The 17,541-nt window shown below is 73.0% G+C and carries 21 protein-coding genes and 4 tRNA genes; 12 read left to right on the top strand and 13 right to left on the bottom strand.

The window, feature by feature from the left end; translation table 11 throughout:
• Positions 1–31: 31 nt before the first annotated feature.
• From pgsA to DVA66_RS05925, 6 genes are all read right to left on the bottom strand, one after another.
• Complete coding sequence (gene pgsA, locus DVA66_RS05950) at positions 32–667, bottom strand: phosphatidylinositol phosphate synthase (RefSeq protein WP_114559236.1); 636 nt, start codon at positions 665–667, stop codon at positions 32–34.
• Complete coding sequence (locus DVA66_RS05945) at positions 667–1,257, bottom strand: HIT family protein (protein ID WP_114559235.1); 591 nt, start codon at positions 1,255–1,257, stop codon at positions 667–669. Before DVA66_RS05945 ends, pgsA begins: the two co-directional genes overlap by 1 nt.
• Before the next feature lie 86 nt (positions 1,258–1,343).
• Complete coding sequence (locus DVA66_RS05940; protein WP_114559234.1) at positions 1,344–2,333, bottom strand: cation diffusion facilitator family transporter; 990 nt, start codon at positions 2,331–2,333, stop codon at positions 1,344–1,346.
• Positions 2,330–2,830 (bottom strand): transporter substrate-binding domain-containing protein, encoded by a 501-nt coding sequence (locus DVA66_RS05935; RefSeq protein WP_114559233.1) that lies wholly within the window; start codon positions 2,828–2,830, stop codon positions 2,330–2,332. Before DVA66_RS05935 ends, DVA66_RS05940 begins: the two co-directional genes overlap by 4 nt.
• 19 nt (positions 2,831–2,849) lie before the next feature.
• The gene (gene thrS / locus DVA66_RS05930) at positions 2,850–4,856 is read right to left on the bottom strand and encodes a threonine--tRNA ligase (RefSeq protein ID WP_114559232.1); all 2,007 of its coding nucleotides are present in this window, start codon (positions 4,854–4,856) and stop codon (positions 2,850–2,852) included.
• Positions 4,857–4,993: 137 nt separating this feature from the next.
• Positions 4,994–6,196 carry a winged helix DNA-binding domain-containing protein gene (locus tag DVA66_RS05925; protein WP_114559231.1) on the bottom strand — a complete coding sequence of 401 codons (1,203 nt, stop codon included), beginning with the start codon at positions 6,194–6,196 and terminating at the stop codon, positions 4,994–4,996.
• A gap of 84 nt (positions 6,197–6,280) precedes the next feature.
• Between DVA66_RS05925 and DVA66_RS05920 the strand changes: the two genes are divergently transcribed.
• The 3 genes from DVA66_RS05920 to DVA66_RS05910 are packed head-to-tail and all read left to right on the top strand — an operon-like array spanning position 6,281 to position 7,845.
• Positions 6,281–6,679, top strand: a complete 399-nt coding sequence (locus DVA66_RS05920) for an ArsR/SmtB family transcription factor (RefSeq protein ID WP_114559230.1) — start codon at positions 6,281–6,283, stop codon at positions 6,677–6,679.
• A gap of 1 nt (position 6,680) precedes the next feature.
• Positions 6,681–7,325 carry an SRPBCC domain-containing protein gene (locus DVA66_RS05915; RefSeq protein ID WP_198671526.1) on the top strand — a complete coding sequence of 215 codons (645 nt, stop codon included), beginning with the start codon at positions 6,681–6,683 and terminating at the stop codon, positions 7,323–7,325.
• A gap of 28 nt (positions 7,326–7,353) precedes the next feature.
• Positions 7,354–7,845 carry an SRPBCC family protein gene (locus DVA66_RS05910; protein WP_114559229.1) on the top strand — a complete coding sequence of 164 codons (492 nt, stop codon included), beginning with the start codon at positions 7,354–7,356 and terminating at the stop codon, positions 7,843–7,845.
• A 51-nt stretch (positions 7,846–7,896) separates the two neighbouring features.
• Here the strand turns inward: DVA66_RS05910 and DVA66_RS05905 are convergent, their stop codons facing one another.
• The 3 genes from DVA66_RS05905 to DVA66_RS05895 all read right to left on the bottom strand — a co-directional run bounded on the left by DVA66_RS05905 (position 7,897) and on the right by DVA66_RS05895 (position 10,005).
• A complete protein-coding gene (locus tag DVA66_RS05905; protein ID WP_114559228.1) occupies positions 7,897–8,922 on the bottom strand; it encodes a Gfo/Idh/MocA family protein in 1,026 nt (341 codons plus the stop codon).
• Between the two features lie 73 nt (positions 8,923–8,995).
• Positions 8,996–9,070 (bottom strand) — tRNA-Val (locus DVA66_RS05900).
• A 59-nt stretch (positions 9,071–9,129) separates the two neighbouring features.
• Entirely contained in the window at positions 9,130–10,005 is an 876-nt protein-coding gene (locus DVA66_RS05895; protein ID WP_157973857.1) for an aminotransferase class IV, read from the bottom strand.
• Positions 10,006–10,116: 111 nt separating this feature from the next.
• Between DVA66_RS05895 and DVA66_RS05890 the strand changes: the two genes are divergently transcribed.
• The 5 genes from DVA66_RS05890 to DVA66_RS05870 all read left to right on the top strand — a co-directional run bounded on the left by DVA66_RS05890 (position 10,117) and on the right by DVA66_RS05870 (position 11,233).
• Positions 10,117–10,189, top strand: a tRNA-Gly gene (locus tag DVA66_RS05890).
• Between the two features lie 34 nt (positions 10,190–10,223).
• Positions 10,224–10,294 (top strand) — tRNA-Cys (locus tag DVA66_RS05885).
• Positions 10,295–10,318: 24 nt separating this feature from the next.
• A tRNA-Val gene (locus tag DVA66_RS05880) sits at positions 10,319–10,393 on the top strand.
• A gap of 136 nt (positions 10,394–10,529) precedes the next feature.
• Positions 10,530–11,021 carry a DUF2975 domain-containing protein gene (locus DVA66_RS05875; RefSeq protein WP_114559226.1) on the top strand — a complete coding sequence of 164 codons (492 nt, stop codon included), beginning with the start codon at positions 10,530–10,532 and terminating at the stop codon, positions 11,019–11,021.
• The gene (locus DVA66_RS05870) at positions 11,021–11,233 is read left to right on the top strand and encodes a helix-turn-helix domain-containing protein (RefSeq protein ID WP_114559225.1); all 213 of its coding nucleotides are present in this window, start codon (positions 11,021–11,023) and stop codon (positions 11,231–11,233) included. The genes DVA66_RS05875 and DVA66_RS05870 overlap by 1 nt, the downstream gene beginning before the upstream one ends.
• Positions 11,234–11,238: 5 nt before the next feature.
• On the opposite strand, the gene DVA66_RS20815 is transcribed toward DVA66_RS05870, so the two are convergent.
• Positions 11,239–11,391: a hypothetical protein gene (locus DVA66_RS20815; RefSeq protein ID WP_157973856.1), complete on the bottom strand. Its 153-nt coding sequence runs from the start codon at positions 11,389–11,391 to the stop codon at positions 11,239–11,241.
• Between the two features lie 58 nt (positions 11,392–11,449).
• Entirely contained in the window at positions 11,450–12,250 is an 801-nt protein-coding gene (locus DVA66_RS05865) for a GAF domain-containing protein (protein ID WP_114559224.1), read from the bottom strand.
• Between the two features lie 91 nt (positions 12,251–12,341).
• Between DVA66_RS05865 and DVA66_RS05860 the strand changes: the two genes are divergently transcribed.
• The 4 genes from DVA66_RS05860 to DVA66_RS05845 all read left to right on the top strand — a co-directional run bounded on the left by DVA66_RS05860 (position 12,342) and on the right by DVA66_RS05845 (position 15,631).
• Positions 12,342–12,671: a DUF3140 domain-containing protein gene (locus tag DVA66_RS05860; protein WP_114559223.1), complete on the top strand. Its 330-nt coding sequence runs from the start codon at positions 12,342–12,344 to the stop codon at positions 12,669–12,671.
• Between the two features lie 43 nt (positions 12,672–12,714).
• The gene (locus DVA66_RS05855; RefSeq protein WP_114559222.1) at positions 12,715–13,665 is read left to right on the top strand and encodes a zinc-dependent alcohol dehydrogenase; all 951 of its coding nucleotides are present in this window, start codon (positions 12,715–12,717) and stop codon (positions 13,663–13,665) included.
• Between the two features lie 48 nt (positions 13,666–13,713).
• Positions 13,714–14,712, top strand: coding sequence for a YihY/virulence factor BrkB family protein (locus tag DVA66_RS05850; RefSeq protein WP_114559221.1), 999 nt, complete (start codon positions 13,714–13,716; stop codon positions 14,710–14,712).
• A 112-nt stretch (positions 14,713–14,824) separates the two neighbouring features.
• Positions 14,825–15,631, top strand: coding sequence for a sirohydrochlorin chelatase (locus tag DVA66_RS05845; RefSeq protein ID WP_198671525.1), 807 nt, complete (start codon positions 14,825–14,827; stop codon positions 15,629–15,631).
• A 70-nt stretch (positions 15,632–15,701) separates the two neighbouring features.
• Here DVA66_RS05845 and DVA66_RS05840 read toward each other — a convergent pair whose 3' ends face one another.
• Both DVA66_RS05840 and DVA66_RS05835 read right to left on the bottom strand, forming a co-directional pair.
• Positions 15,702–16,598: a PPK2 family polyphosphate kinase gene (locus DVA66_RS05840; protein WP_114559219.1), complete on the bottom strand. Its 897-nt coding sequence runs from the start codon at positions 16,596–16,598 to the stop codon at positions 15,702–15,704.
• A 35-nt stretch (positions 16,599–16,633) separates the two neighbouring features.
• Positions 16,634–17,541, bottom strand: a 908-nt coding sequence (locus DVA66_RS05835; protein WP_332872857.1) for an ABC transporter ATP-binding protein, incomplete at its 5' end; no start/stop codon positions are given.

The raw sequence follows: 17,541 nt of genomic DNA, 5'->3' as shown, positions 1-17,541 counted from the left end.
CAGCAGGGCCCGGTTGACGGCGTCGCGCAGCTCAGCCACCGGTGCCGTCCCCCGGTCCGGTCCCGGTGCCCGCCGCGGCGACCGAGCGCTGGACCGCGTGCAGCCGCTGGCCGACGGTGATGGTGCCCAGCACCGCCAGCAGGGCCACCCCGACCGGCAGCGCGCCGGGCACCCCGAGGCCGTCGAGCAGCAGGGCGGCCAGCAGCAGCACCAGCCGTTCGGCGCGCGAGGCGAGCCCGGCGGAGGTGGTGAGCCCGACCGACGGCGCGCGGGCGGCGATGTAGGAGGTCACCTGGGCGGCCACCAGCGCCCAGATCGCCAGCGCGGCCCAGCCGGGCGAGGAGCGCAGCGCCAGCACCAGCGCGACGGCGCCGAGCAGGGCCCCGTCGGCGATCCGGTCCAGGGTCGAGTCGAGGAAGGCGCCCCAGGCGGTGGAGCGTCCCGACATCCGCGCCATCTGGCCGTCCACGCCGTCCGACAGCACCAGCAGCGCCAGCAGCAGCGCTCCCTGCCAGAGCCAGCCCAGCGGCAGGAACGTCCAGGCCACCGCCACGGTGAGGGCGGTGCCGGTCCAGGTGACGAGGTCGGGGTGCACGCCCAGACGCAGCAGCAGGGACGCCGGCGGGCGCATCGCCGCCGCCCAGCCCGAGCGGAGGTGCTGCAGCATCAGGTGGCGTCGGGGCTCGGGTCGTCGCCCCGACCGGGGCGCGGGTCGATGTCGCCCCAGGCCGAGCGGAGGAGCCGCCAGGTGTCGCCCAGCAGCTGCGGGACCGCCTTGGTGCGCCCGACCACAGGCAGGAAGTTGGCGTCGCCGGCCCAGCGCGGCACCACGTGGGCGTGCAGGTGCGCCGCGATCCCGGCCCCGGCCACCGCGCCCTGGTTCATGCCGAGGTTGAACCCGTGCGGGGCGCTGACCCGGCGCACGGTGCGCATCGCGGTCTGCGTGAGCCGGCTGGTCTCGTCGCGCTCGGCGTCGGTCACCTCGGTCCAGTCCGAGACGTGGCGGTACGGGCAGACCAGCAGGTGCCCCGGGGAGTACGGGTAGAGGTTGAGCACCACGAAGGCGTGCTCGCCGCGGTGCACCACCAGGGCGGCCTCGTCGTCGGACTCCCCGCCCAGGCAGAAGGGGCACTGCTCGGCGGAGTCGTCGGCGGGCTTGTTCTCCCCGCCGATGTAGACCATCCGGTGCGGGGTCCACAGCCGCTGGAAGGCGTCCGGCACCCCGACGGCGCGGTCGTCGGCACCGGTCTCGCTCATGTCGACCGATCCTAGACGCGCCGCGCCGCCCCGACCGACACGCGGACTGGAGTCGGCATCCTCGGCGGCCACGCCCGGTCGCCGGCTCAGGAGCGGTCGTCGCCCCGGGTGACGAAGACCTTGCCCTCGGGCAGCTCGCTGACCACGGTGACCACCACGTCGTGGACCTTCCAGTCCAGCTCCTCCAGCAGGTGCGCCGCACCTTCCAGCTGGGCCACGGTGACCTGCCCCTGGTGCGGCACCACGAACCCCTCGAGATGGAAGACGTGGCCCTGGTCGCGCACCCGGATGCCGACCTCGCGGACCCAGTCCAGCTCGGACAGCCGCTGCCGGGCCGCCTCGTTGAGCGGGTGCGGTTCGGTGTCGTCGACGGTGTGCGCGCGGGCGTCGACCAGCGCGTCGACGGCGTGGCGGACGTTGCGCCAGCCGTCGCGCAGCACGCTGACCGAGATGGCCAGGGCGGCCACCGCGTCGGCCCACCACAGCCCGAGCCCGATGCCGAGGACGCCGAGGACCGCACCGCCGGCGGTCATCCAGTCGGCCTTGTTCATGTCGGCGTCGGCGTGCAGCACCTTGTCGTGCAGCCGCTCGGCCAGCGGCAGCTTGAGCCGGCCGAGGATGACGGGGCCGACACCGGTGTAGACCATCGCGGCCACCATCAGCCACCCCTGCCAGAAGGTGAGGCCGAACAGCTGGACGGTGCCGATCGAGGGGTGCTCGGCGGTGACCAGCTTCGTGACGTTGTCGTAGAGCAGGTACAGCCCCATGGTGAGCAGCGCGACCGCGGCCACCAGGTGCCCGGTGGCGACCGAGCGGTGGTGGCCGTAGGGGTGCTCAGGATCGGGCGGCTTGCGGGCGACCCGGACGGCGATGAGGAAGGCGGTCGGCGGGATCAGCGACAGCAGGTCCTCGATCCAGGCGGCCTTCATCGCCTGGGAGTTGCCCATGGTGGCGGCGACGACCGCGACGCAGGTGAGCAGGTAGCCGAGGCTGACCACCTCCAGCCGGACGGCCCGGCGCACGTCGTGACGGCGCTCCTCGGGCAGGGCCGGGTGGCCGAGGTCGTGCCGGCTCACGGCTGCACCCGGTCCAGGTAGCGCTCGAGCTCGGTGAGCAGGGCGTTCTCCCCCATCGTCACCGCCATCACGTAGGAGCGGCTGCGGGTGCCGCCGTCGGAGGTGGGCTCGTCCTGGGTGAGGTAGGAGCGGGTGACGCCGACGTCGGTGGAGTACGGCGTCTGGGAGGTGAGGCCGCCGATGATGATGTCGAGCTGCTGGCTCTTCATCAGCTCGACCAGGTGCTCCTCCCCGCCCGGGGTCCACACCGGCCGGGCGCCCTGCTGCTCGGCGAAGCCGGTGACGAGGTCGACCTCGGTGCCGGTGGGCGGGGCGTCCAGGCCGTCGGGGAAGTCGGTGAACGGCGGGTGCGGGGAGACCCCCACCCGCAGCTCACCGGTGCTGCGGATCCGCTCCAGCGAGGAGTCCGGGTCGGACGGGATGCTGAGCCCGCACCCGGCCAGCAGGCAGACCAGCGCCACCAGCAGCGGCAGCCCGCGCACGGCCCCGGTCCTCACGCCCCAGCCCCGCCTGGGCTCAGACCTGGACCCGGCGGGCGACGGCGTCGACGATCTCGGCCACCGCATCGGCGACCGGCACCTGGTTCTTCTGGGTGCCGTCGCGGTAGCGGAAGGAGACCGCACCCGCGTCACGGTCGTCGCCGCCGGCGATGAGCATGTAGGGCACCTTCTCCTTCTGCGCGTTGCGGATCTTCTTGGGGAAGCGGTCGTCGGAGGTGTCGACCTCGACCCGGATCCCCTGCGCGCGCAGCTGCTCGGCGATCTCACCGAGGTAGCCGTCGAACTCGGCGGCGACCGGGATGCCGACCACCTGGACCGGAGCCAGCCACGGCGGGAAGGCGCCGGCGTAGTGCTCGACCAGCACCCCGAGGAAGCGCTCGATCGAGCCGAACAGGGCGCGGTGGATCATCACCGGACGCTGCCGGGTGCCGTCGGAGCCGGTCACCTCCAGCCCGAACCGCTCGGGCAGCATCAGGTCGACCTGGATCGTGGAGAGCTGCCAGCTGCGCCCGATCGCGTCCCGGGCCTGGACGCTGATCTTCGGCGCGTAGAACGCCGCACCGCCCGGGTCGAGCACCAGCTCCAGCCCGGACGCCTCGGCGGCGTTGCGCAGTGTCTGGGTGGCTCGCTCCCACTCCTCGTCGGTGCCGATCGACTTCTCCGGGTCGCGGGTGGACAGCTCGAGGTAGAAGTCCTCCAGGCCGTAGTCGGCCAGCAGGTTGAGCACGAACTGCAGCAGCGAGATGAGCTCGTCCTGCATCTGCTCCTCGGTGCAGTAGATGTGGGCGTCGTCCTGGGTCATCCCGCGCACCCGGGTGAGCCCGTGCACCACGCCGGACATCTCGTAGCGGTAGACGCTGCCGAACTCGAACATCCGCAGCGGCAGCTCGCGGTAGGAGCGGCCGCGGGAGCGGAAGATCAGGCAGTGCATCGGGCAGTTCATCGGCTTGAGGTAGTAGTCCTGGCCCTGCCGCCGGATGCTGCCGTCGGGGTGGCGCTCCTCGTCGAGGTGCATCGGGGGGAACATCCCGTCGGCGTAGAAGCCGAGGTGGCCCGAGATCTCGAACAGCTCGCCCTTGGTGACGTGGGGGGTGTTGACGAACTCGTAGCCGGCCTCGGCGTGCCGGCGCCGGGAGTAGTCCTCCATCTCCCGGCGCAGGATGCCGCCCTTGGGGTGGAAGACCGCCAGGCCGGAGCCGATCTCGTCGGGGAAGGAGAACAGGTCGAGGTCGCGACCGAGCTTGCGGTGGTCGCGCTTGGCGGCCTCCTCCAGCCGGGTCTGGTAGGCCTTCAGCTCCTCCTTGGACGGCCACGCGGTGCCGTAGACCCGCTGCAGCTGCGCGTTGGCCTGGTCGCCGCGCCAGTAGGCGGCCGAGCTGCGGGTGACGGCCCAGCCGTTGCCGAGGTAGCCGGTGTGCGGCACGTGCGGGCCGCGGCACAGGTCCTTCCAGGCGACGCTGCCGTCGCGGCGGACGTTGTCGTAGATCGTCAGCCCCCCGGCGCCGACCTCGACGCTGGAGCCGTCGTCGTCGCTGGCGCTGCCCTTGAGCTGGATGAGCTCGAGCTTGTGCGGCTCGCCGGCCAGCTCCTCGGCGGCCTCGGCGTCGCTGACCTCGCGGCGGACGAAGCGCTGGCGCTCCTTGACGATGCGCGTCATCTCCTTGCCGATCGCCTGCAGGTCGTCGGGGGTGAAGGGGGTGGGGATGTCGATGTCGTAGTAGTAGCCGTCGGTGATCGGCGGGCCGATGCCCAGGCGGGCCTCGGCGAACAGCGCCTGGACGGCCTGGGCGGTGACGTGGGCCGCGGAGTGGCGCAGGATCGACAACCCCTCGTCAGAGCTGACGAGCACCGGCTCCACCTCGTCGCCGTCGGTGAGCTCGGTGGCCAGGTCGACGGTCCGACCGCCGACGCGCATCGCGACCACGGTGCGGTCGTCGCCGAAGAGGTCGAGCCCGGTGGTGGTCGTCCCCAGCTCCTGCTCGCTGCGCTCTCCGTCGCGGACCAGGATGAGACGTCCAGACACTGCTTCGACCTTCCGTTGGGTGAGCTCCTGGCGGCTGCCGGGAGGCAGCGACCATCTTGCCGCACCCGGCGCGACCGCCCGAGCCGATATCGCCGGACCGGGCCCGCGGGTCGCCGTCCCGAGGTCGGCGTGGCCGCTCAGCGCGCGGCGACCATCGCCGGTGAGGGGTAGACGGTGAGGACGCGCACGCCGGCCAGCCAGGTGGTCAGCCGGTCGGCCTCCGCCTGCAGGGCGGCGATGGCCTCGGCCGGCAGTGGCTCCAGGGCGACCACCCGGACCGTGCCGTCCTCGTCCTGCACCCAGCAGCCGACGACCCGGCCGTCCCACCAGGCGGTGGTGCCGGCGTTGCCGTTGGTGTCGAACAGGGCCGGGCCGTGGTCGCCGAGGTACCAGGCGCGCTCCTTCCAGCCCATCACCGTGGGGTCGAGGACGGGCAGCAGCGCGGCCCACGGCCCGACCGGGCCGACCGGGTCGAGGTCGTCGGGGAGCAGGAAGGCGGGGCGCCCGTCCTCGAGCGCCACGCTCACCGCACCGACCTCGGCCAGTGCGGTGCGGACCACGGCCTTGGTGCTGCCCAGCCACCACACCAGGTCGGCCTCGGTGCCGGGCCCGAAGGTGCGCAGCCAGCGCCGGACCAGCTCGCGGTAGCCCTCGGCCGCCGGCCACGGCTGCGGCACCTCACCCAGCCAGGAGGCCATGGACGTCCACCGCGGGCGGGAGGTGCGCCAGTGCCCGCCGTTGACGCCGCGGACGATCCGTCCCTCGACCGCGAGCTGGGTGAGCACCCGCGGGGCGATGGCGATCGAGATGTCGTACTTCTTGTCGGTCCGCCCGCCGATCCGCCCGGCCAGCTCGGGCAGGGCCTCGCGCAGCTCCTTCGCCCCGTGGGCCGACCCGTCGGCCAGCCGGTCGAGGACGGCCTGCTCGGCGACGGCCAGCCAGGCGGCGCCGTCGGTGGCGATCCCGCCCTGCTCGACGTCCTTGACCAGCCGGGAGCGGTGCTGGACGGCGACCCGGGCGCTCGCGCTCCCCCAGGCGGCGGGCAGCAGGCCGCGGGGGAAGACGAACAGAGTCCGTCGCATCGCCAGCTGCTTGACCAGGCTGCGCTCGGTGTACAGCGCGTGCTCGATCTCGTCGACGGTGACGTCGTGCACCCGCGCGTGCACCGAGAGGTGGACGGTGGCCGGCTCGGTGGCGTGCAGCACCGTCATCGCCTCGGTCGCCGCGACCGGGTCGGGAAGCCGGGCGGCGGGGTCGACACCGTGGCGGCGGGCGAGCCGCGCCCGGCGTTCGGCGTCGGGGACGATCCGGACGGGCTGGCCGTCCCGCTGGGTAGGCACGGACGCAGCCAACCACAGCCGTCCGACAGCCCACCCGGACACCGCTCTCGACTTATATAAGTTGTGACCGGTACTGTCGTCCTCGTGCACGCGTTCGACGTCCTCGGCGATCCCCGACGCCGGCGGATCCTGGAGCTGCTCGCCGAGGGCGAGCAGACCTCCGGCGCGATCACCGACGTGATCCGGGCCGAGTTCGGGATCTCCCAGCCGGCCGTCTCGCAGCACCTGCGGGTGCTGCGGGACAGCGGGTTCGCGTCGGTGAAGGCGGACGGCGCACGCCGGATCTACGCCGTCGAGCCGGCGCCGCTGGGCGAGGTCGACGCGTGGCTGGACCGGTTCCGCCGGTTCTGGGACCACCACCTCGACGCCCTGGAGACCGAGCTGGCCCGGGGCAGACGTGCCGCCCGGACACCGTCGGCCCCTGACCGGCCGGGGCCCGGGCCGAACCGACCGACCAGAGAACCGACCAGAGAAGGGAACTGACATGAGGGACGTGCTGGACGAGCTGACGGCTGCGCGCCGGACCATGGGCCGGGGCGACGTGCCCGCCGGCGAGGCCTACACCGTCGAGCTGCGGCGCCACTACGGGTCACCGGTCGACGACGTCTGGGACGCCGTCACCGACCCCGAGCGGCTGCGTCGCTGGCTCAAGCCCGTCACCGGCGACCTGCGGCCCGGCGGGAGCTACGAGCTGGACGGCGGTGAGCACGGCGAGATCCTCCGGTGCGAGCCGCCCCAGCTGCTCAAGGTGTCCTGGCTCTACGGCCCCGAGGCCGACGCCTGGCCCGGCACGAGCGAGGTGGAGGTGCGCCTGGCTCCGGGTCCGGACGGCGGCACCGAGCTCGAGCTGGTGCACGCCGCGGTCCTCGCCGACCCGTCCTTCCCGACCTACGGGCCCGGTGCCGGCGGCGTCGGCTGGGACCTGGCCCTGCTCGGCCTCGCCCGGCTCCTGGCCGGCGGCGACGTCGTCGACCACGAGGAGTTCGAGACGTCGCCCGAGGGACGGGAGTTCGCCCGGCGCAGCGCGGCGGCCTGGGGCGAGGCGCACCTGGCCGCCGGTGGCGAGCCGGAGCAGGTCGCCGCCGCCGTCGAGGCGACCACCCGCTTCTACGTGCCCGACCGGCAGTGATCCGGACCGCACCGGAGGAAGGCGTGCCGTGAAGTACACCAACACGATCGAGATCGCCCTGCCACGGGAGCGGGTGGTGCAGCTGCTGTCCGACCCGGCCCACCTGCCCAGCTGGCTGAGGGGCCTGGTGGTGCACGAGCCGCTGGACGGGGCGCACGGCGCGGTCGGCACCCGGTCGCGGGTCGTGCTGCGGTCGGGGAAGCAGACGATGGAGGCGACCGAGACCGTCACCCGCCGCGAGCCGGCCGACCTGCACGACATCCCCTCCGGCGCCGTCGTGCACTTCGAGCGCGAGATCGTCGGCGGCGGGATGTGGAACGCCGCGCGCGACCGGCTGACCGAGACCGGTCGCGGGGCCACGCTGTGGGAGAGCGAGAGCGAGTACCGCTTCGACAACCCGCTGATGCGACTGACGGGCGGTCTGATGCGCCGGGCCTTCCACCGGCAGTCCCAGCAGCACATGGAGGACTTCAAGGCCTTCGCCGAGGAGGGGAAGGACGTCCGCGACGCGACGCGCTGAGCCGCCCGGGAGGGCAGCGGCAGACGGCAGTGACCGTCCGACCGGGTCGGCTCAGGAACGGGCGGCGACCCGGACCGTCTCCCCGGTGCGGGCGGCCTCGACGGCGGCGTAGGTGGCAGCGAGGGTGCCGAGGTTGTCCCGGCCGGAGATGTGGGGCTGCCGACCCTCGGCGATGGCGGTGGCGAACTCGGTGAGCGAGCCGGTGCGGTCGGTCCGCTCCACCCGCGGGAGGGTGAGCGTCTCCACCTCGCCCAGCCGGCGGACCCGGACCTCGTCGCTGCGCCAGCCCTCGGGCCCGTCGCCGCGGCTGGTCCACCACACCTCGGCCTGGGCGAAGTCCATCCGCCACTCCCCCGCCCAGGTGGTCCGCTCGCCGCTGCTCACCCAGCTGCCGCGGTAGCTGGTGACCAGGTCGCCGCTCTCGATCAGCGCCACCCCCTCCGAGGGACCGGAGAACATCGACCACCCCGGGTCCCAGGTGCGGCAGCTGATGGCGGTGATGTCGCGGCCGAGCACCGACCGCAGCAGGTCGAGGTGGTGGATCGACATGTCCACCAGCAGCGGTTCGTCCAGGGCGTGGTGCGGCGTGGCCACCCCGTCTGCGCCGGAGAACTGGCGGAAGTCGATGGCGATGCCGTGCAGCGGGCCGTAGCGCCCGTCGGCGACGATCTCGCGCACCGTCTGCGGCGCCGGGAAGAAGCGGTAGTTCTGGCTGACCGCCAGCACCCGTCCCTGCCGCTCGGCCAGGGCCACCAGCCCCTCGGCCTCGGCGACGCTCGGCGCGAACGGCTTCTCCACCAGCACGTGGCAGCCGGCCTCCAGGGCGGCCCGGGCGGCGGGGACGTGGCCGACCAGGCTGGCCGTCACCAGCACCGCATCGGGACGGGTGGCCGCCAGGGCCTCCTCGGTCGTGGCGAAGCAGCGGTCCTCGGTGGTCAGCCCCTCGGCCAGTGCGGCGGCGCGGGACCCCTCGAAGACGTCGGCGGTCGCGACCACCTCCACCTCGGGCACCCTCGGGACGACCTCCCGGGCCCAGTTGCGGCCGAAACCGCCCAGACCGACCTGCACGACGCGCATCTGCCTGCCTCCCACCGTCGGGTACACGACAACGGCCCGACCGGGTGGTGCCCGGTCGGGCCGCAGCTGGTGCTGGTGGGCGATACTGGGTTCGAACCAGTGACCTCTTCGGTGTGAACGAAGCGCGCTACCACTGCGCCAATCGCCCTTGCGACGCCCAAAGGTACATGAGCTCTCGGGCCGACGCCAATCGGCGTCGGGGCCCGCTCAGCGCGGGTCCGGATCGGCTGCCGAGCGCTCGGCGAAGAGCTGCTGCAGACGCCGCGTCACCGGGCCCGGGGCGTCGAAGGTCACCCCGTCCCAGCGGTGCACGCCCTGCACGTCGCGCAGCGAGGAGGTGAGGAAGACCTCGTCGGCACGCTGGGCCTCGGCCAGGGTGAGGTCGCGCTCGGTGACGTCGGCCCACTCCAGCAGCAGCTCACGGGTGATCCCGGCCAGCGCGCCCGACGCCAGCGGGCTGGTCACCACCTCGCCGTCGAGCACGCAGAAGAGGTTGGAGCCGGTGCCCTCGCAGACGTGCCCGGCGGTGTTGAGGAACAGGCCCTCGGTGGCGTCGCGGTCGTAGGCGTGCCGCAGCGCCCGGACGTTCTCGGCGTAGCTGGTGGTCTTCACCCCGGTCATCGCCCCGTGCTCGTTGCGTGTCCACGGCACGGTGACGACCGCGGTCGAGGCCGGTGCGGGCTCGACCGGGGTGTCGGCCAGCACCAGGGTGGGCGGACCGTAGGCGCGCTGGGAACCGAGCGGCCCCGCTCCCCCGGTCCAGGTGATCCGCAGCAGCCCCAGCTCGTAGGGCCGGTCGGCCAGCACCGCGTCGGTCGCCTCGCGGACCCGGTCGTGATCCGGGGCGGGCAGACCGAGCCCCTCGGCCGAGCGGGTCATCCGGGCCAGGTGCCGGCCGAGCGCGAACGCCCCGGCCGGGGTCACCTTGAGCGACTCGAAGACCCCGTCGCCGACGACCAGGCCGTGGTCGACCGCCGAGACGCTGGCCTCGTCTGCCTCGAGCAGCCGGTCGTCCACCCAGACCCGACGGGGTGCTGGGCTGGTGTCGGGGAGGGTCTGGTCGGGCTCGGCGGGGACGGTCATGACGGCCATCATGCCGCGCCTCCGGTGACGTTTTGGCAAACACCAGCGATGTCGGTATGGTTCTACCCGCACCTCGACGAGGCCGGTAGGACGGGCCAGAGCGGGGAGCATGCGGACGTGGCTCAGCTGGTAGAGCATCACCTTGCCAAGGTGAGGGTCGCGGGTTCGAATCCCGTCGTCCGCTCGGAGTGGTCTCCACTGGAGGTCTACCACTTTCCGGTGGGTTGGCCGAGAGGCGAGGCAACGGACTGCAAATCCGTGTACACGGGTTCGAATCCCGTACCCACCTCACTCGGAGGACGACTCCACACGAGGGCGATTGGCGCAGCGGTAGCGCGCTTCCCTGACACGGAAGAGGTCACTGGTTCAAACCCAGTATCGCCCACCAGCACGAAGGGCCCCGCCCGGCAGACGCCGGTCGGGGCCCTTCGTCGTCTCCCTCCTGGCTCTCGTCCCCAGCACCTCTTGCCCGTACCTATTGTTTTTCGATAGATTGCGGCCGACATTCGATCGAGAGGACGGTCATGGGCAAGGGATCCATCGCGGTGCTGCGGGTGCTGTCGGTGCTGCTGCTGGGCGGGTCGCTGTACCTGCAGGGGGTGCTCGCCCCGCTGCTCGGGGTGGACATGGCCGAGGCGGGCGCGCCGGGCTGGCTGCGGACGGCGGTGGTGACGATCCTCGTGCTCGGGGTGCTCTGCGGCCAGGTCGTCGTGGTGTGCGTGTGGCAGCTGCTGACGCTGGTGCGCCGCGGGACGGTGTTCACCTCCGCCGCGTTCCGCTACGTGCACGTCATCATCGTCGCCCTCGCGGTCGCCGCGGGGCTGCTGCTCGCCCTCGGGGCGGTGCTGGCCCCGACCGAGGTGGCGCCGGGGATCGTGCTGGTGATCGGTGGGCTGGCCGCCTCGGTGGCGGCGGTGGCGATGCTGGTGTGGGTGATGCGGGCGCTGCTCGCCCAGGCCGTCAGCACCCGGACCGAGGCCGAGCACCTGCGCTCGGAGCTGGACGAGGTGATCTGATGCCGATCGTCGTGGACATCGACGTCATGCTGGCCCGGCGCAAGATGGCGGTGGGCGAGCTGGCCGAGCGGGTCGGCATCACGCCGGCGAACCTGGCGGTGCTGAAGAACGGACGGGCCAAGGCCGTCCGCTTCACCACCCTGGCCGCGCTGTGCGAGGTGCTGGGCTGCCAGCCCGGCGACCTGCTGCGCTGGGAACCCGACGCGGACTGAGGCCGTCAGGACGCCGGGCGGACCTGCATCTGGCGCCGGATCAGGGTGCGCTCCTCGGCGCGGACCTGCTCCCGCGCCTCGCGGCGGATGCGCCGGACCTCGGCCTCGGACAGGCTCCGCGGAGCCACCACCTTGGGGTTCTTCACCGTGAAGGACATCGGACCTCCTCCTGCTGCTCGTCCATGCTACGCCGATGCTGCCAGGGGCCTCCGACAGCTACGGCTGCTGCGCCGCGGTGGCGAAGGCCACCGCCAGCATCTCGGCGGTGAACTCTGCCACCGCCACGTCGGTCTCGGTGAAGGAGTACGGCTCGGGCGCGTCCACCGTGAGCATCCCGTAGGGCGTCGCCCCGGTGACGACCGGCACCGCGATGTAGGTCCGGTAGCCGCGTTCGCGGCCACGCTCCCCCGGCTCGGCGCCGGTGTCGTGCACCACCCGGGTCCGGTTCTGCACCAGCGCCTCGAAGGCCGGATCCGGCGGGTCGTCGCGGCGCTCGAACGAGCCCGGCGTCTCACCCCGGCCGTGGTAGGCCAGGTGGGTGAGCACATCGCCGGAGGGGTCGAGCCGGTAGACCACCGACCGCACCCCGTCCACCTCGAACAGCAGGTACAACCCCGAGGCCGCCTGCTGGGAGACCTGGTAGAGCAGCCGCTCGCGGTCCTCCGCGCCGGCCCCGGGCATCTGGGCCATCAGCTCGGCCACCGGGCGCAGGGCGTCCTTCACCGCCACCCCGAGCCGGGCCGCCGCTCCCCGCTGGGCCTCGTCGGCCCGGCGCTTGGCCCAGGCGTTGAGCACCTCCAGCACGGCGACGCCCAGCCCCAGCACCACCACGGCGGCGATCAGCCACCGCCGGGGCCCGACCTCCTCCGAGACCGCGATACCGATCACCGAGCCCACCCAGGCCAGACCGATGGTCAGGGTGGAGACGAGCACGCTGTGCTCCTGGACGCTGCCGGCCAGCCAGGCGCGCACGTCGAGCCAGGTCGTGCGGCGGGTGCGGGGGGTCACCTCGGTCACGGACCCGAGTATGGGCCACCCCACCGACAGCCGGTGGGAGCCGCGGGGACGTCCCGGTGTGGGCCGCGGCGATCGGGGGAACAGGTCGGCCATGAGCGATGACGAGGAGAAGGAGACGCGCGACGAGTTCGACGAGGCGGTCAACATGACGCCCAAGGAGCTCGAGGAGTGGCTGGAGACCGAGGAGTCGAAGAGCGTCGGCCAGTCCGAGGGCGGTGAGTCGACCGGGCACCGCAGCGGCCGCCGGATCGTGGAGCTGCTGCGCACCAGGAAGGGCGACCTGACCGAGGACGACCACGAGCACATGCGCAAGGTCAACGGCTACGTCAAACGCCACCTGGCCCAGCGCCCCGACGGCGACGTCACCGACACCAGGTGGCGGTACTCGCTGATGAACTGGGGCCACGACCCGCTGAAGTGACCCCACCGGGCGCCGATGCGCCGGGGCTGCCACAGTGGGCCGCATGCCGGAACGCTGCTGGAGCTGGGACCTGACCGCCCCGAGGACGATGGAGCGCGGGAGCGTCCCCGACCCCGACCCCGCCGCGGTGGGCCGCGACCAGGTGCTCCTCGAGCTGCTGCTGGCCGGGATCTGCGGCTCCGACATCCCGCGCTACACCGGTGCCGCCGACGTCCCGGAGACCCTGCCGGCGGCCGCGTTCCCGTGCCACGAGCTGGTCGGACGGGTGCTGGCCAGCGGCTCGGACCGCTTGCCGGTCGGCACCCGGGTGCTCGCCATGTCGACCACGCACAACGGGCTCCGGCAGCGCCAGGTGCTGCCGGCCGCACACGCCGTCCCGCTGCCCGAGGAGCTGCCCGACGAGGTGGCCGTGCTGGCCCAGCCCACCGGCACCGTGTTCAGCGCGCTCCGCGGGGTCGGTCCGGTCGAGGGCCGCAGCGTCTGCGTCATCGGACTGGGCAGCACCGGGCTGCTGGCCGCCTCGGTGCTGGCCAGCCAGGGGGCCCGGGTCACCGGCGTCGACCCGCTGGACCGCGGCGACCTGCCTGCCCGGCTTGGCGTGGCCGAGGTGGTGCGGACGACCTCCGACGTGCTGGTCGCCGACGGGGCCCGCTTCGACCTCGTCTTCGAGGCCGTCGGGCACCAGACGCAGACCTTCGTCGACGCCTGCCACCTGGTGGGGATGGACGGCCGGCTCGTCGTCTTCGGCGTCCCCGACACCGACGACTACCCCTTCCCGCTGCGCACCGTCTTCCGACGCAACGTCGTGCTGCACACCGGCACCACCCAGCACTGGACCCGCTTCCTCGCCGCCGGCGTCGAGCACGTCCGCCGCCACGCCGACACGCTCGCCCCGGTGGTGACCCACGTCCTCGGCCTGGACGAGGTGCCGCGGGCCTACCAGCTGGCCGCCAGCGCCGACCCGGCCCGGGTCAAGGTGCTGATCCGCCCCTGACCGGCCCGGCACCGTGCCTCGGCGCGGGCACGGCCCTACGCTGCAGACGTGCCGCACTCCGTGCCCGACCCCGTGCGGCAGCGCCGTCGCACGCTGCTCGGGCGCCTCCGTGCCCGGGCCCGGCTGGTGCGGTCGCTGGTGCAGCGGGTCGGCGAGGCCTCCGGAGCGCTCCGGGTCGTCTGGCAGACGCTGGCCGTCGCCTTCACCCACCGGCTCACCGGGCTGGCCGCCGAAGCCGCCTTCTTCGCGATCCTGTCGCTGCCGCCGATGCTGTTCGGGCTGGCCGGTGCGGTCGGCTTCGTGGCCGGCGTCTTCGAGGTGGACGCCGTCAGCACCTTCCGCGCCGACCTGCTCCGGCTGGCCTCGGCCGCGCTCACGGGCGACGCGGTGAGCACCGTCATCGCACCCACCCTCGACGACGTCCTGGCCAGCGGCCGCGCCGACGTCGTCTCGGTCGGCTTCCTGCTCGCGCTGTGGGCCGGGTCGCGCTCGACCAACGTCTTCATCGAGACCATCACCATCATGTACGGGATGGCTGGCGAGCGCGGGATCGTCCGCACGCGGCTGCTGTCGGTGCTGGCCTACCTCGTGTTCCTGCTGATCGGCGTGGTGGTGCTGCCGCTGATCCTGGCCGGGCCCTCGCTGATCGACCTCGCACTACCCGACGCCCTCGGCGCGGTCGGGCTGCTCTACTGGCCGGTGGTGCTGCTGCTCTCGGTCTGCATGCTCGCGACCGTCTTCCACCTCGCGGTGCCGCACCGCAGCCGGTGGCGCAGCGACCTGCCCGGAGCCGGGCTGACCGTGCTGCTGTGGCTGGGCGGCAGCGCGCTGCTCCGGGCCGTCCTCGGCCGCACCACCGGCACCGCCTCGGTCTACGGGCCGCTGGCGGCACCCATCGCGGTGCTTCTGTGGCTGTACCTGGTGTCCATCGCCGTGCTGCTCGGCGCGGCCCTCAACGCGGCGGTGGACAAGGTGTGGCCGCACCTCTCGGGACTTCACGATGGCGCCGCCCCAGACCGACAGGTGTCCGATTCGTCCGCATCTTGATATGGCGTCCCACATGTTGGGATTTGGATTTGCCAGTCAGGAGCGCCAGCACAAGAGTGTGCGGCAGCGGCGCTGTCTCAGCACGCAAGACCCTGTTCCAGGAAGGACTGTCATGTCGGCCCCTGCCCTCGTCCTGCTCGCCAGCGGTAGCTCTGACCCGGGTGTCGCCCAGGTCACCCACTGCATGCGCAAGGGGATCAAGGCGATGCGCCCGGCGCTCGACGTGCACGTGGCCTTCCTCGACCACTGCCCGCCGAGCGGTCCGCAGGTCGTGGGCCAGCTGGCGCGGGCCGGCGTGCAGGAGATCGTGTTCGTCCCCCTCGACATCTGCCGGGCCTTCGGCGTCGACGACCGCGTGGAGGCGCTGCTGGCCAAGGTCCGCGCCGCCCACCCCGGGCTGGCCGTGACCGCCTCGGAGCCGCTCGGACCGGGCGCGCAGCTGCTCACCCTGGTCGACCGGCAGCTGCGTGAGGCCCTGCGCCGCGTGCACGCCACCGAGCTGGACGGCCTGGTGCTGGCCGCCTCGAGCACCGACGAGGTCCGCAGCACCGCCATCCTCGGCCGCCGGGCGCGGCAGTGGTCGCAGCACCACCGCCTGCCGTGCGTGGTCGCCCAGGACACCGAGGGCGCCGGCGCGCTGGTGGCCGCGGTGAACAACCTGCGGGCCCAGGGACGTCGCCACATCGCCGTCGGCTCCTGGCACCTGGTGGGTGACGACGTCTGGCAGGCCCAGGCCGAGGCCGCCCGCGCGCTGGGCGTCCGGGCGGTCAGCCGGCCCTTCGGCGACCAGCCCGAGCTGCTCGACCTCGCCCTGGCCCGCTACGTGGTGGCGGCGATGGAGCTGGTGACCTTCGAGGAGGACACCCGTCCCGCCGCCGCGACCGAGGAGCGTCCGCGGCTCAGCGTCGTCGGCGCCTGAGCGGCGGGGCGGGTTCGCTCGCCCTTCGTCGGGCTCAGGGCGTTCCCTGCAGGCTGGGTGCCTGCGGCGTTCAGGACGCGGCGACGTCGCGGGTGGCGGCGAGGCGCTTCTTCTCGACGGCCACGTCGAAGTCGGCGCGGGGCCACTGCAGGTCGAGGGCGCGCAGCTGCTCCAGCAGCAGCTGGGCGACGGCCCAGTTGCGGTACCACTTCCGGTCGGCCGGGATGACGTACCAGGGCGCGGTCGCGGTCGACGTCGCGCCCAGCACCTCGATGTAGGCCCGCTGGTAGGCCGGCCAGTCGCGGCGGGAGTCGACGTCGCCAGGGTTGTACTTCCAGTGCTTGTCGGGGTTGTCCAGCCGCTCCATCAGCCGCTCCAGCTGCTTGTCGGCCGAGATGTGCAGGAAGCACTTGACCAGCCGGGTGCCGCCGGCGACCAGCTCCTGCTCGAACTGCGCGATCTCGGCCAGCCGCCGGCCCACCGCGTCCTCGTCCAGCTCGCCCCGCACCCGCGGCACCAGGACGTCCTCGTAGTGCGAGCGGTCGAAGATGCCGATCATCCCGGGCTGCGGCAGCGCGGTGCGGATCCGCCACAGGTAGTGGTGGGCGCGCTCCTCCTCGGTCGGCGCCTTGAACGCCTTGAGCTGCACGCCCTGCGGGTCGACCATGCCGATCGCGTGCCGGATGATCCCGCCCTTGCCGGAGGTGTCCATCCCCTGCAGCACCACCAGCACCGACGGCGTCCCCTCCACCCCCGACCGGCCGCTGGCGTACAGCCGCTCCTGCAGCTCCGACAGCTCCGGCTCGATCGCCAGCCGCACCGCGTCGGCGTCCTTCTTGCCCTTGCCCGGGTAGCCGGGCGTGGCGCGGGGATCGTGGCTGGCGAGGTCGACCGGGCCGTCGGGCAGGCGCAACTCCTGGCTGAGCGGGGTCTCGGGCGGCTGGTAGGTGGTCTCGTCGGCGGTCATGCGGGTCAGTCTGCACCGCGGCGCGCCGGACGGGGCTACTTCTTCCAGCCCTCGTAGGCCTTGATGACCTCGTCGGGGTCGCCGTCCTCGCGCAGGACGCCCTTCTCCAGCCAGATCACCCGGTTGCAGGTGTCGCGGATCGAACCCATCGAGTGCGAAACGAGGAACACCGTGCCGGCCTGCTCACGGATCTCGCGGATCCGGCTCTCGCTGCGCTCGCGGAACTTCTTGTCCCCGACCGCCAGCGCCTCGTCCACGATGAGGATCTCGTGCTGCTTGGCCGCGGCGATGGCGAACTTCAGCCGCTGCTGCATGCCCGAGGAGTAGGTGCGCATCGGCAGCTCGATGAAGTCCTCCAGCTCGGCGAAGGCGACGATGTCGTCGCGCATCTCGGCGATCTCCTCCTTGCTGAAGCCGAGCGCGAGCCCGCCGAGCACGATGTTGCGCTCACCGGAGAGGTCGGGCAGCAGCGCGGCGCCGACACCGAGCAGGTTGGGCCGGGCCGAGGCGTAGATCGCGCCGCGGCTGGGCGGGGTGAGGCCGGTGATGGCGCGCATCAGGGTCGACTTGCCCGAGCCGTTGGAGCCGATGATCCCGATCGACTCCCCCTTCTCGGCGGTGAAGGAGACGCCCTTGAGCGCGTGCACGGTGCGCACCCCGCGGGTGCGGGTGAGCAGCTTGCGGCCGGCCTTGTCGAGCGCCTTGCCGCTGGCGTACACCTTGTACTCCACGTGCACGTCGTCGACGATCACCGCCGCCGAGCCCATGTCGCTGGGGATCGGCAGCAGCGTGCCGTTCCCGGTGGCCGCGTCCGCCGGCGCCGGGTCGAGCGCGCGCCGCGGCGAGCCCGGGTCGCGGTCGTCGCGCCCGGGACGGTCGACGATGGCGAACCGGCCTGTCGCGGGCTCCCCCGCCGGGACGGCCGGCAGCCGTTGGGTGTCCT

Source organism: Desertihabitans aurantiacus (genome assembly GCF_003344635.1).
Taxonomy (GTDB): domain Bacteria; phylum Actinomycetota; class Actinomycetes; order Propionibacteriales; family Propionibacteriaceae; genus Desertihabitans; species Desertihabitans aurantiacus.
Note: the sequence above shows the minus strand (reverse complement) of the source record. Positions and strands in the feature narration are given on the sequence as shown.